The sequence below is a fragment of the Zobellia uliginosa genome (assembly GCF_018860745.1).
In the GTDB taxonomy this organism is placed as follows: domain Bacteria; phylum Bacteroidota; class Bacteroidia; order Flavobacteriales; family Flavobacteriaceae; genus Zobellia; species Zobellia uliginosa_B.
The window spans coordinates 732,448-746,157 of the sequence record NZ_JAHKPY010000014.1 but is presented as its reverse complement, the minus strand read 5'-3'; the positions used below and the strand labels follow the sequence as shown (position 1 = coordinate 746,157).

Annotated in this window: 16 protein-coding genes; 11 read left to right on the top strand and 5 right to left on the bottom strand. The window is 38.5% G+C overall.

What is annotated here, in order from left to right; translation table 11 throughout:
* Positions 1-121: 121 nt before the first annotated feature.
* From mgtE to KO521_RS18030, 8 genes are all read left to right on the top strand, one after another.
* Positions 122-1,474, top strand: coding sequence for a magnesium transporter (gene mgtE / locus KO521_RS18065; RefSeq protein ID WP_215941302.1), 1,353 nt, complete (start codon positions 122-124; stop codon positions 1,472-1,474).
* A 35-nt stretch (positions 1,475-1,509) separates the two neighbouring features.
* Complete coding sequence (locus tag KO521_RS18060) at positions 1,510-1,875, top strand: cupin domain-containing protein (protein WP_215941301.1); 366 nt, start codon at positions 1,510-1,512, stop codon at positions 1,873-1,875.
* Positions 1,876-1,884: 9 nt separating this feature from the next.
* Entirely contained in the window at positions 1,885-2,847 is a 963-nt protein-coding gene (locus tag KO521_RS18055) for a 2-hydroxyacid dehydrogenase (protein ID WP_215941300.1), read from the top strand.
* Positions 2,848-2,931: 84 nt separating this feature from the next.
* Entirely contained in the window at positions 2,932-3,303 is a 372-nt protein-coding gene (locus KO521_RS18050) for a VOC family protein (RefSeq protein ID WP_215941299.1), read from the top strand.
* A 2-nt stretch (positions 3,304-3,305) separates the two neighbouring features.
* Positions 3,306-3,770: a DUF1801 domain-containing protein gene (locus tag KO521_RS18045; RefSeq protein WP_215941298.1), complete on the top strand. Its 465-nt coding sequence runs from the start codon at positions 3,306-3,308 to the stop codon at positions 3,768-3,770.
* Positions 3,771-3,804: 34 nt separating this feature from the next.
* A complete protein-coding gene (locus tag KO521_RS18040; protein ID WP_215941297.1) occupies positions 3,805-4,191 on the top strand; it encodes a VOC family protein in 387 nt (128 codons plus the stop codon).
* A gap of 51 nt (positions 4,192-4,242) precedes the next feature.
* Complete coding sequence (locus KO521_RS18035; RefSeq protein ID WP_215941296.1) at positions 4,243-4,629, top strand: YtxH domain-containing protein; 387 nt, start codon at positions 4,243-4,245, stop codon at positions 4,627-4,629.
* Between the two features lie 24 nt (positions 4,630-4,653).
* Complete coding sequence (locus KO521_RS18030; protein WP_215941295.1) at positions 4,654-5,154, top strand: GNAT family N-acetyltransferase; 501 nt, start codon at positions 4,654-4,656, stop codon at positions 5,152-5,154.
* Positions 5,155-5,167: 13 nt separating this feature from the next.
* On the opposite strand, the gene KO521_RS18025 is transcribed toward KO521_RS18030, so the two are convergent.
* The 4 genes from KO521_RS18025 to KO521_RS18010 all read right to left on the bottom strand — a co-directional run bounded on the left by KO521_RS18025 (position 5,168) and on the right by KO521_RS18010 (position 9,212).
* A complete protein-coding gene (locus KO521_RS18025; RefSeq protein WP_215941294.1) occupies positions 5,168-6,979 on the bottom strand; it encodes a GNAT family N-acyltransferase in 1,812 nt (603 codons plus the stop codon).
* Between the two features lie 89 nt (positions 6,980-7,068).
* On the bottom strand, positions 7,069-8,319 hold the full coding sequence (locus tag KO521_RS18020) for an aspartate kinase (protein WP_215941293.1): 1,251 nt from the start codon (positions 8,317-8,319) through the stop codon (positions 7,069-7,071).
* 69 nt (positions 8,320-8,388) lie between these two features.
* Positions 8,389-8,724, bottom strand: a complete 336-nt coding sequence (locus tag KO521_RS18015; protein ID WP_215941292.1) for a n-acetylglutamate synthase — start codon at positions 8,722-8,724, stop codon at positions 8,389-8,391.
* Between the two features lie 11 nt (positions 8,725-8,735).
* Complete coding sequence (locus KO521_RS18010; protein ID WP_215941291.1) at positions 8,736-9,212, bottom strand: GNAT family N-acetyltransferase; 477 nt, start codon at positions 9,210-9,212, stop codon at positions 8,736-8,738.
* A 110-nt stretch (positions 9,213-9,322) separates the two neighbouring features.
* Here KO521_RS18010 and fbp point away from each other — a divergent pair, with 110 nt between their 5' ends.
* Positions 9,323-10,333 (top strand): class 1 fructose-bisphosphatase, encoded by a 1,011-nt coding sequence (fbp, locus tag KO521_RS18005; protein WP_215941290.1) that lies wholly within the window; start codon positions 9,323-9,325, stop codon positions 10,331-10,333.
* Positions 10,334-10,441: 108 nt separating this feature from the next.
* On the opposite strand, the gene KO521_RS18000 is transcribed toward fbp, so the two are convergent.
* Positions 10,442-10,864 carry a TerB family tellurite resistance protein gene (locus KO521_RS18000; protein WP_215941289.1) on the bottom strand — a complete coding sequence of 141 codons (423 nt, stop codon included), beginning with the start codon at positions 10,862-10,864 and terminating at the stop codon, positions 10,442-10,444.
* A gap of 149 nt (positions 10,865-11,013) precedes the next feature.
* Here KO521_RS18000 and KO521_RS17995 point away from each other — a divergent pair, with 149 nt between their 5' ends.
* Together KO521_RS17995 and KO521_RS17990 are read left to right on the top strand one after the other, a co-directional pair.
* Positions 11,014-12,048: a ligase-associated DNA damage response exonuclease gene (locus KO521_RS17995; RefSeq protein ID WP_215941288.1), complete on the top strand. Its 1,035-nt coding sequence runs from the start codon at positions 11,014-11,016 to the stop codon at positions 12,046-12,048.
* 59 nt (positions 12,049-12,107) lie between these two features.
* Positions 12,108-13,709: an ATP-dependent DNA ligase gene (locus KO521_RS17990; protein ID WP_215941573.1), complete on the top strand. Its 1,602-nt coding sequence runs from the start codon at positions 12,108-12,110 to the stop codon at positions 13,707-13,709.
* The last annotated feature ends 1 nt before the right edge of the window (position 13,710 follow it).

The following is a 13,710-nucleotide window of genomic DNA, read 5'->3' as shown; positions in this document are numbered from 1 at the left end:
AGCTATAAATTGGATTTAATGGATAATGCATACTAAGAAATCGTAAAGAGCACAAAGCTTTAAGCCTTTTTCTTTAGCTTTGCAGCTGTTTATTCATAACCGCTTTATATGATAAGATAAGATGACACCTTTTAAACTAACAGATGACCTTCTAGCTGAAATTGAGCAGCTGATTGAATCCAAAAGAGATACCGACCTGGTAAAACTAATGGATGATATTCACTATGCCGATATTGCCGATATCATTGATGAGTTAAATGAAGACGAAGCCACTTATCTTATAAAACTTCTTGATAGTGACAAAACATCCGATGTTCTTACAGAGCTAGATGAAGATGTTCGTGAAGCTATACTTAATAACCTTTCTGCCAAGGAAATTGCCGAAGAACTTGATGAATTGGATACGGATGATGCCGCAGATATAATTGGGGAACTCCCCAATGAAATTATTCAAGAAGTAATTTCCGAAATTGAAGACCGTGATCATGCCAAAGACATTGTAGACCTTTTAAGATATGATGAGAACTCTGCCGGTGGTCTTATGGCCAAAGAATTAGTAAAAGTCAGGGAAAATTGGGATGTGCTCAAATGCGTTAAGGAAATGCGCGCTCAAGCCGAAAACGTAACTAGGGTTCACTCCATTTACGTAGTTGATGATAATGATAAACTCAAAGGTCGCTTATCCTTGAAAGATCTGTTGACCACATCTACTCGCACCCACATTAGTGAGGTTTACATCCCAAAAGTAGATTCTGTTAATGTCAACGAAAAACCGGAGGAAGTAGCCAAAATCATGTCTAAATATGACTTAGAGGCCATTCCCGTTGTGGACGAAATTGGTCGTTTGGTGGGTCGTATTACTATTGATGATATTGTAGATGTTATACGTGAAGAGGCCGATAAGGATTATCAAATGGCGGCAGGTATCTCGCAAGATGTAGAAGCAGATGATAGCATTTGGGATTTAACCAGAGCGCGCCTTCCTTGGCTATTTTTAGGCCTGGTGGGCGGTGTTGGCGCTGCTGCCATTATGGGTGGTTTTGAAGAAATGATCAGTAAGCATGCCGTTTTATTTTTCTTTACTCCTCTTATCGCTGCAATGGCAGGCAATGTAGGCGTGCAATCTAGCGCTATTATCGTACAAGGTTTAGCCAATGACGATTTAAAGGGGAGTGTAAGTAGCCGTCTGGTCAAAGAAATGTTATTAGCCTTATTGAACGGATTTGCACTAGCTACTATTCTTTTAATTTTCACTTGGTTCTGGAAAGGGGAATTTCTAACATCATTAGCCATTTGTCTGTCTCTAATAGCTGTAATCCTCGTTGCCGGTTTCATTGGCACTTTTACCCCCTTATTTTTGCACAAACGCGGTATTGATCCGGCAATTGCCACGGGTCCTTTCATTACGACCAGTAATGACATTTTTGGTATTCTTATTTACTTCTCTATTGCTAAAGTGGTGTTGGGCATCTAAAAATTAATATCTTTCAGATCATAAATTTTAATTTGATGAAAGCAATCAACCTAACGCAAAAGCATACTCTTTTTAACAAACAGTGGCATCCACATCAAATCGCAGTTGTAGATGACATGCAGGTTCTACTGGCTAAAATTCAAGGTGAATTTGTATGGCATGCACATGAAAATGAAGATGAGCTTTTTCAAGTATTAAAAGGTGTACTGTACATGAAATTTCGGGATCGTACAGAAGTTGTTCACGAAGGTGAAATTATAGTTGTTCCAAAAGGAGTGGAGCATTGCCCTTCAACAAAAGAAGGAGAAGAAGTCCTTGTTTTACTTTTTGAAAAACAGAACACGGCCCATACCGGAAACATAGAACATGAAATAACACAGAACATTTATCCCAAAATCTAAATTTATAGTATGAGAATTTTACACGTTGATGTCAACCATCCACTATTAATAGAACAGTTTAATGAATTGGGATTTCAGAATGATGAAGACTACACCTCTTCAAAAGCTGATATTGAGGCTAAAATTCATGAATATGACGGACTGATTATTCGTAGTCGATTTAGCATCGACAGTGAATTTTTAAATAAGGCTTCCAAGCTAAAATTTATAGGAAGACTAGGTGCCGGTTTAGAGAATATTGATGTACTCCATGCCGAGGCTAACGATATTTTCTTAGCAGCTGCCCCAGAAGGCAATAGAAATGCCGTAGGAGAACATACCTTAGGCATGCTCCTATCACTCTTTAATAAACTACAAAAGGCCGATAAGGAAGTCCGTAGGGGTAAATGGGACCGTGAAGGCAACCGTGGCATTGAACTAGACGGAAGAACCGTAGGTATAGTTGGGTACGGTAATATGGGCAAGGCTTTCGCTAAAAAACTACGTGGTTTTGATGTAGAAGTAATCTGTTATGATATTCAAGGTGGTGTTGGTGATGAAAATGCACGTCAAGTAGGCATTATGGAATTACACCAAAGAACAGACGTCCTTAGCTTACACATTCCTCAAACAGACCTTACTATTGGTATGGTAGATGCTGAATTTATAGAAAAGTTCCACAATCCTTTTTGGTTACTTAATACAGCAAGAGGTAAAGCCGTTATAAGTAAAGATTTAGTATCTGGCCTTAAATCAGGTAAGGTTCTAGGAGCAGGGCTAGACGTTTTAGAATACGAAAAAGCTTCTTTTGAAAATATGTTTACTACAGCAGCGGATGGCGATGTAGACCTTAGCAGGATGCCCGAAGCCTTTCAGTACCTTATTCAAGCGGAAAACGTAATACTTACTCCACATGTAGCTGGTTGGACGGTAGAGAGTCTTGAAAAACTGGCACAAACCGTAGTAGATAAGGTAAAAGAAAAATTTTGCTAACTTAGAAGACCATAGTCCAAATTGCATATACCTCCCCCACCGGATTATGAGGCGTATAGTTTATTCATCTAAAAATCAAAAACGATGCAATTAGGTAACTTTTCTGTGAGCTTGAATGTTCAGGACATTCAAGTATCCAAACAATTTTATGAAACTTTGGGCTTTTCTGTATTTGCAGGGGATATTGAGCAAAATTGGTTAATCCTTAAAAATGGTAATGCTACCATAGGTGTTTTTCAAGGTATGTTTGACAAGAATATTCTAACCTTTAATCCAGGGTGGAACTCAAATGCGGAACCACAAGATTCTTTTGACGATGTCCGAAAACTTCAAAAACACTTTAAGGCAAAAGGAATTCACTTAGAAGCTGAAGCAGATGAAAGCACATCAGGTCCTGCAAGATGTATGATCTTAGACCCAGATGGTAATCCTATCCTTATTGATCAACATGTTTGAGCATGAACTACAAAGCAGATTCACCGCTAGAATATATTGCTCAACTTCCACCAGAACGTCAGGAAGTTATTTCCTTGCTAAGAAATACCATATTAAAAAATATACCAAAGGGTTTTGAAGAACAAATAAGCTACGGTATGTTGGGTTATGTTGTTCCACATTCTGTATACCCAGACGGGTATCATTGCGACCCAAAGCTACCGCTTCCGTTTATAAATTTGGCTTCTCAAAAGAATTTTATAGCGCTCTATCATTCCGGTATTTATGCCAACCCAGAATTGCATGATTGGTTTGTAACTCAATACCCAAAACATTGCAAGCGCAAATTAGATATGGGCAAAAGTTGTATTCGGTTTAAATCAATGACAGACATACCGTACGAACTCATTGCTTCGCTATGTCAAAAAATGACCGTAACCGATTGGATTCAACTTTACGAGAAAAATACAAGACCAAAAAGTAAGTAAACATCATCTACGAACCACACAAAACCAAAAATGAATGAAAAACAGAGTTACCGGTCTAGGCGGATTCTTCTTTAAAAGTAATGACCCAGACCACATGAAAGAATGGTATAAAGAGCGCTTGGGACTAAACACAGATCAATATGGGTGTACTTTTTGGTGGAAAGACAAAGAAGGCAACGATTGCTCTACCCAATGGAGCCCAATGAGCGAAGACACCAAATATTTTGAACCCAGCCAAAAGCAATTCATGATGAATTTTAGGGTAGAAAACCTAGTTGAGCTTTTAGAAGCTTTAAAACAGGAAGGCGTTACCATCGTTGGGGAAATCGAAGAATATGATTATGGAAAATTCGGATGGATCTTAGACCCGGAAGGCAACAAACTAGAACTTTGGGAACCTATAGACAAAGCGTTCCTGTAATTAGAAAATATAGTTATATTTAAGACACCGTAACCACCAAACCCACATACCATGTCAGAAGAAGGAAAAGATTTCTCAGAAAATGCAAAAAAAGCGGCGAACGACTTTCAAGAAGAAGTGAAACAAACCTTTGACCCAAATAATCCCGACAATGGTAAGATTGTAGCGATTATTGCCCATATTACAGTAATCGGTTGGATCGTAGCCCTAATAATGAATTCTCAAAACCAAACAGAATTTGGTAGCTTTTACATACGTCAGACGCTGGGCATTTGGCTACTGACCATTGTTTTAGGAATTATCCCCATTGTAGGATGCTTTGCAGCTATAATAGGCCTTGTATTAATAATCATGAGCCTTATTAATGCCGCTAGCAACAACATGAATCCAACTGTGCTGGTAGGCGAATATTTTCAGGATTGGTTCAAAAGTTTATAATCTCATAATTTTTAAACCTTAACCATGGAACATCTAGAACTAAGACCCATGTTGCCAGAAGATTGGCCTTCCGTTTCAAAAATATATGCCGATGGCATAGCAACTGGTTACGCCACATTTGAGAACCAACCTCCTTCTTACGAGGCCTGGAACAGTTCCCACATCGCAAATTGCAGAATAGTGGCTTTTGAAGAAGACCAATGCTTAGGTTGGGCAGCACTTTCTCCTGTATCTAGCAGATGTGTATATGGTGGTGTGGGCGAAGTTAGCATCTATATTTCTAAGGAAGCCAGAGGAAAGGGCGTTGGCTCCGTACTTATGCAAGCCTTAATTGCACAGAGTGAAGAAAACGGAATATGGACCTTACAATCCGGTGTGTTTCCTGAAAATATAGGAAGTATTAAACTTCATGAAAAAATGGGTTTTAGATGTATAGGAAAACGGGAGCGCATTGGTAAAAGAGATGGCGTTTGGAAAGACAATGTATTGTTTGAAAGAAGAAGCAAAGTAGTTGGTATCGATTAACTCCAAATTACTTCTAAAAATTTTGTCGAGACTCCGTAAACTTTCGTTCCAATTCTGCCTGAAACTCTTCCATTACAGGCTTTACGGTACTTTCCGGTAGATCCGATATTTTAATGTACATCAATCCATCTATAGCATTGTTGAATAATGGATCAACATTAAAGGCAACCACCTTCGCATTTTGCTTTATGTACTTTTTTATTAGAACCGGTAAGCGTAGATTACCCGGTTCTACCTCATCGATCAACTTATCGAATTTGTTCAAATCCGCCTGCGTTTCATCAAAAACAAATTCTTTATCGGCATCCTTTAATTTTACCTTAAATTCCTTTTTAGGGCGTACATATTGAGCTACGTAAGGATCCCAATAATTACTTTTCATAAACTCGATCATCAGTGATTTCGAGAAATTAGAAAACTGGTTACTGATGCTCACACCGCCAATCAAATACTTATGTTCTGGATGTCTTAGAGTTGTATGTACAATACCTTTCCATAACAAAAACAGAGGCATTGGTTTTAACTGATATTCCTTAACAATGTAAGCTCTACCCATCTCAATGGATTGGGTCATCATACCAAAAAGTTCAGGCTCAAAACGAAAAAGATCTTGAAGATAAAAACCATCTATACCATATTTGGCAAAAATCTCCGCCCCCAATCCCATGCGGTATGCTCCGGCAATTACCTTAGCTTCATTATCCCACAAGAACATATGATGGTAATAGGAATCAAATTCATCAATATCTATAGAATTATTGGTGCCTTCTCCTATTTCGCGAAAGGTAATCTCTCGTTGGCGTCCAATTTCTTGAAGCGTAAAAGGAATTTCATCGGCGGGTGCTAAAAATACTTCGTAGTTTTTGCTTTGTACCATACGCCTATCATTTTCGACAAGCTTTTGAATCTCGGCTTCAATGACTTCTTTACTAACCGGCTTCACAATTTTTCGTGGTTGTTTAGGCAGTTTTAAAGAGGTAGGTATCTGGTCTATAAGCCTTTCCTTTTCGTATGCGTTGGCAAGTATATATGTCTTTCTACGCAGCAGCTCCGTATACTCCTCTAAAGATTCCTGTTCCTTCTGAGTTGCAATAGAAATAGGTTGACCAATACGTATCTTAATGGGTCTGTTTCTTTGGGAATAAACCTCTGAGGGCAACTTAGCCGTACGGAAAACACCACTAATTTTTGCCAAGCGATAGAACAACTTGCTGTTCTTTGCATGAAAGTAAATAGGAACAACGGGAACTTCTGCCTTTCTGATCAATTTTATTGCCGTTTCTTCCCAAGGTTTATCTACGGCAATTTTGCCTTCTTTCTTAGTAGACACTTCCCCTGCAGGAAAAATACCGATAGGGTGTCCATTTTTTAAATGTAGCATGGCGTTCTTGAATCCTGCTATACTACTCTTAGCTTCTTTGCGGTCTTCAAATGGATTAACCGGAAAGATATATTGGGCCAATGGTTTAAACCGTTGTAATAAAAAATTGGCCATTACCTTATAATCTGGTCTATGCTTCAACATTAGCTTTAGCAGAACAATCCCGTCCATACCACCTAAAGGATGGTTACTAACGGTAATATAAGGCCCTTCCTTGGGAAGGCGTTTTAAATCTTCTTCTGGGATTTCATAATCTATTTCATAATCTTCAAGCACGGCATCCAAGAAATCAGGGCCATCTAAATGGCTCATCTTATCATACCGTCTGTTCATGTTAGAAATCTTAGTGACCCTAAGCAATACCCAAGCCATAAACGTACCTAAAAACCCGTATTTATCAAGTTTGGTAGCTTTGGCCACTTCTTTCGCGGTCACTAAACCCATAGTTCATTTTTCGATTAGGTGCCCGCTAAGATAGGAAAAACGTTATAGGGGAAACCCTTTTTAACAAATTTAGACCTACAAAGCAGAGATTACTTTACGACCAGTTGCAAGGTCTCCTTACCCCTCTGCTCTAAGAGGACTTCATGCCCGTTTTGTAAAGACTCAATTGCCTTGTCATCAAAATGTCTAATGGTGTAGAGCGATACACCTTCATGATGAGCGACTTTAAATCTACTTTTCAACAGATTTAAAAGATCATCTAAACGACCGAAACGATTATCAACACAAACTGAAAAACTAATTGCAGAGTTTTGAATCAAGTCGACTTTCATCTTATGATCATGGAACAATTTAAAAAGTTCGCTGATACTATCTTCAACTATGAATGAAAAATCCAAAGAAGATAATTTCATCAGTACCTGATTTTTCTTTACGATAAAACAGGGGACTTTTGGCTCTATTCCAACTCCTTTTCCAACAGTTGTACCTGCATTGGTAGGATTTAAAAAAGACTTTACGTGAAGCGGAATCTCTTTTTGCTGTAAAGGTTGTAATGTTTTAGGGTGTATTACAGAAGCCCCGTAAAACGCAAGCTCTATGGCCTCTCTATACGATATATTGTTCAACAATTGAGTTTCCGAAAAATATCTTGGATCTGCATTCAATACTCCCGGTACATCTTTCCAGATGGTAACCGAATCTGCATTTAAGCAATATGCCAAAATAGCCGCTGTATAGTCAGACCCTTCCCTACCCAATGTAGTTGTAAAATTGTTATCGTCACTACCCAAAAAACCTTGGGTTATATTCAATTTAGTTTTATCTATACCTTTAGATATCCTTTCTTGGGTCTTCTCCCAATTAACGGAAACATCACGGTAAATATCATTGGTTTTAATAAAATCCCGAATATCTACCCAATTACTATTGATGCCTACTTCGTTTAAATACGCGTTTAATATTGTTGTAGACACCAACTCTCCGTAACCAACTACTTGATCATAAACGAAGTTGTAATTAGGAGATTTATTCCAAGCTAAAAAGCCCTGCACTTCATCAAATAAACCTTTTACAAGACCAAAAATCTCATGGTTAGCGTTAGAAAAGAGATCTTTTAAAATTGCGTTGTGATACGCTATAGTCTCCTGAAATGCTGCCGTTAGGGCAGATTTATCATCAAAATACGCATTTACGGTGGCTTCCATGGCATTGGTGGTCTTACCCATAGCAGACACTACCACTATAGTGTTCTCATGCCCCGTTTGCTTTAATACATCAACAACGTTTTTTACTCCTTCCGCATCTTTTACAGATGCTCCACCAAACTTAAAAACTCGCATATTTTTATACTATTAATTTTTATTTCCGCTAGACGGGAAAAGTATTTCTTATTTTTTATCTAAAACCTGCTACAGCTCTTCTAAAATAGAATTCCCTTTAGATCTGTCTCCAGAAGTCCACTGCCAAGTTTCGTGCAATCTTATTTTTCCTTCTTTGGTAAACTCCGGTATGGATGCGCATATACCAGTCATTAACTCACCATTTACATTAACTTGATGATAACGCATATCTATATTTCCCTTATCATCTACCAAACCAATAAGGTGACCTCTTTTTATGTTTCCTCCGGTATATTCGGAGGTAAGTATATTTCCTGTTTGTTGGTAATGAAAAATGGTTTCTTGCGTAGTTTCCCCGTTATCGGAGTTTTGCACGGGTCGGAACCTTTTACCATTATAATCCATAAAATAGCCGATTAAAGTTCTAAAAACGCTTTCATTCCATTTTCATCTAACTGCACCACATCCCAGTCCCTCATTACATTTGCTCCTTTTTTCTCGTAAAATGTAATTGCGGGTTCGTTCCAATCCAGTACTTCCCAACAGATTCGTTTTACACCAAGATCATTTCCGTATTTTACAACTTCTTTTAAAAGGGCACTTCCAAGTCCGCTTCCACGCATTTTCTCCGTAACTATTAAGTCTTCTAAGTGAATAACCGGTCCTTTCCAAGTAGAATATCTTGGGTAAACCAAAGCCATACCAACGATAGTCCCTTCATTTTCACCAACAAAGCAATGAAAAAGTTTTTTTTCACTAAAACCGTCATTTTTCAAATCATCTACAGTAACTTCTACTGCGTTAGATTCTTTTTCAAAAATAGCCAGTTCCTTAACAAGTGTAAGGACTTGCGGCATATCGCTCTCGTTGGCCTCTCGAATTGAATAATCCATAATTGTTACAAATAAAACACAAAGTTATAAATTTAAAAGTTCAAATATAAACCATTGAACCATAGTTTCACAAAATAGCCGATATTTGTGGTCAAATAAACAGTCTATCCATGCAGCACAAAAAAAACCAGACCCTCGGAGAATTTATTATCGAAAACCAAGATTCGTTTCAGTATTCCTCCGGAGAGCTTTCTAAATTAATCAATGCTATTCGTCTAGCGGCAAAAGTCGTCAACCATGAAGTAAACAAAGCTGGTTTGGTAGATATCCTTGGTAAAGCTGGGGAAACCAACATTCAAGGCGAGGACCAACAAAAATTAGATGTATTCGCCAATGAGAAATTCATCAATACGCTTGCTAACAGAGAGATCGTTTGTGGAATAGCTTCCGAGGAAGAAGATGATTTTATAACTATAAATAGTAATGACGAGCGCCACCAAAACAAATATGTGGTGCTTATTGACCCGCTAGATGGTTCATCCAATGTGGATGTCAATGTTTCTGTAGGGACCATTTTTTCAATTTACAGAAGAGTTACCCCAGTAGGGACACCTGTAACTTTAGAAGATTTTCTACAACCCGGTAACCAACAAGTAGCTGCCGGTTATGTAGTTTACGGAACATCTACCATGCTTGTGTATACCACTGGTGATGGCGTAAACGGATTTACGTTAAACCCCGCTATTGGTACTTTCTATTTATCACATCCTAATATGCAGTTCCCAGAAAACGGAACTATTTATTCTGTAAACGAGGGGAAATACAGACATTTTCACCAAGGCGTAAAAGATTATATAAAATATTGCCAAGAAGAGGAAGGAGATAGACCGTACACATCAAGATATATTGGCTCCTTAGTTTCTGATTTTCATAGAAACATGATAAAAGGCGGTATCTATATGTATCCTAAAAGTAGCGTAACACAAGAAGGTAAGCTACGTTTATTATATGAATGTAATCCAATGGCATTTTTAGCGGAACAGGCAAACGGACTAGCTACAGGTGGCAAAACACGTATCATGGATATTGTTCCTAATGAGTTACACCAGCGCGTACCTTTCTTCTGTGGAAGTAAAAATATGGTAAACAAGCTTCAGGAATTCTTAGACAAGTACCATTGAATAGAATGAAAGACTTTTACTATTTAAGGTAAAAATTCTAATTACTTATAACAACTAAAAAAGCCCGGAAGAATCTAGATTCTTCCGGGCTTTTTTTAGTTTAATTTACTAATGCTTTACAAGGTATAGGTAATCTTCAAAATCTATTCTACCACTGAAGATAGCAACGGATTTTTCAATAATCTTATCTGCTTGTTCTCCGGAAAATCCTAGGCCAATAGCATATTTCTTTAATAGCACCATTTCTTCATCATCTATATAGTGATCTGAAAAGATAATGCGGAAAAGGTCATATATCCTTTCAAGCCTTTTCTCTGAAGTGTGTGGTGGATCAATGGGATACTTATTCTCCTTTTTCATCACCTCCTTATATTCAGACTCGGTAATATCAAACGTAGCTGCAAAGCGGTCCAACATCCTTTTTTCTTCTGAGCTTATTTCACCATCTACGCTAGCCAAAGTTGCAATAGCTGCAAAGTGCGCCAGGTTTCTCCTATGCTCACCACTAGTATATAAATCTGCAATCGCCATAAATATCAATTTTATTGGCAGCAAATATAAATTTTTTAGAGGTCATACACCTCTAACTGAATGATTATTTTGGGCTCATAATGGTCTAGCCTATTATATGCCAATATGGGAAAATGACATTTTATAATATTACGTAACTTTCAACAACCATGAAAAATCCGCTTCTAGAATTTACAGACAAAGGTATTTATTGTAGTGCCGCCAAGGTATATCTAGACCCATGGCAGCCTGTTGACAAGGCCATAATTTCTCATGGTCATGCTGACCATAGTAGATGGGGACATAAGAAATACATAACCCACCACAGAAACGTACCGATCATAAGTCATAGGTTAGGTGAGATAAATGTAATCGGAAAAGAATGGGGAGAAACCTTTAACATTAACAATGTGAAGTTTAGCTTGCATCCCGCAGGACACATTATTGGTTCTTCTCAAATTAGAGTAGAATACAAAGATGAAGTATGGGTGTTTACTGGGGACTATAAAACGGAACATGATGGTATCTCAACCCCCTACGAACCGGTAAAATGTGATACTTTTATTACTGAATGTACTTTTGGTCTCCCCGCTTTTAAGTGGACTCCGCAACAAGAGGTTTTTGAAAACATCAACCAATGGTGGGCAGAAAATCAAGCGGAAGGAAAGACATCGATTTTATTTGGATATAGTTTAGGAAAAGCGCAACGCCTATTAAAATACCTAAACACGGATATAGGTAAGATATATACTCATGGTGCTATAGAAAATATGACTCAAGTACTGAGGCCTTTGGTTGATTTTCCTGAAACGACCTTAATTACCAAAGAAACCAAAAAAGAAGAATTGCTCGGCAATATAGTATTGGCACCACCTAGCGCTCACGGAAGTACTTGGATACGTAAAATGGTTCCCTACGTAACTGCTTCTGCCAGCGGATGGATGACTTTTAGAGGTGCGCGTAGACGCAGAGCAATTGATAAAGGTTTTGTATTAAGTGACCACTGCGATTGGCAAGGACTTTTATCCAGCATTGAAGCCACCGGAGCGGAAAAAATCATTTGTACCCACGGTTATACCGAAATATTTTCCCGATACCTACGCGAACAAGGTTATGACGCACGTACCGAGGAAACTCAGTATGGAGACGAAGAGGACAATACGGTTCCTGATGAAACAGCAACCCTAGAAAAGCAAACATCATGAAACCACAAACAACATCAGAAACGGATGTCCAAACCGACATTGCTTCAAATGAATTGGGCATGAGAGGATTCGCTGCACTAATAAAAACACTGGACAGCACCAACAAAACCAATGTTAAGGTTCAAGCGCTAACCGATTACTTTTTAGCCGCTACAAATGAAGACAAGGTGTGGACCATTGCCATCCTATCTCATCGAAGACCTCCACGACCTGTAAACACTACTTTGCTAAGAGAATGGGCCTCGGAATTGGCGAACATTCCACTTTGGCTTTTTGAAGATAGCTATCATATTGTAGGAGATTTGGCGGAAACCATAGCGTTAATTGTTCCTTCAAGCAAAATCGCAACGGAAAAAACATTGACTCAGTTTCTTGAAGAAATGATTGCACTGAAGAGAAAATCGGACCAAGAAAAAAAGGAATATCTTTTCGAAAACTGGAAAGTCCTAGATTATTACGAGCGGTTCGTCTTTACCAAACTCATCACCGGCGGATTTCGCATTGGGGTTAGCCAAAAATTAATGACCCGCGCTTTGGCAAAAGCAACAGAAATAGATGAGGATATCTTGGCCTATAAACTCATGGGGAATTGGGATCCAAATGAGATATCCTTTCAGGAACTTATTTTAGAAGAAAATGCGAGTGACTACCTTTCAAAACCTTATCCCTTTTACTTAGCCTATGCAATAGAAGGTGAGCCAGAGGATTTGGGCGATGTCTCACAATGGTCCGCCGAACATAAATGGGATGGAATACGTTCCCAAGTGATTCTTAGAAATAATGAACTTTTTGTTTGGAGTCGCGGCGAAGAGCTCGTAACAGATAAGTACCCAGAATTTAATGAGTTTATTGGTAAAATCCCGAATGGCACGGTTATAGACGGGGAGATTCTCCCTTATATAAATGGGCAAATAGGCTCCTTTAATGATCTGCAAACCCGCATTGGGCGCAAGAGCGTTTCAAAAGCTTTACTTAAGAAAGTACCTGTTATGCTAAAGGCTTACGATATCTTGGAATGGAATGGAAAAGATATTAGAGACCTCCCTTTTTCTGAACGACGTGAGATTTTAGAGAATTTATATCAAACGCTAACTAATCTTGAAATTTCGTTTCAACTCTCGGAAACCATGCATTTTAAAACTTGGGAAGAAGTTGCTACAGAAAGGACACGTTCTCGTGAAATGTCAAGCGAAGGGCTAATGTTAAAACGAAAGGACTCTCCTTACCTCGTGGGCAGGAAGAAGGGGGATTGGTGGAAATGGAAAGTGGATCCTTTGACCATTGATGCCGTCCTAACCTATGCTATGCGTGGACATGGCCGAAGGAGCAACTTATTTACAGATTATACTTTTGCCTTATGGAAAGAGAATGACGAAGGCGAAAAAGAACTGGTTACTTTTGCGAAGGCCTATTCCGGATTAACAGATGCCGAATTTAGAAAGGTAGATGCATGGATAAAGAGAAATACCCTAGAACGCTTTGGACCGGTGCGCTCGGTAACACCACAACATGTTTTTGAAATTGCTTTTGAAGGTATTGCATTGTCAAAACGCCATAAAAGTGGTGTTGCTACGAGATTTCCGAGAATTCTACGCTGGAGAAAAGATAAATCCATTCACGAGGCCAATTCTTTAGAAGATTTAAAATTGATGATTCCTTAGC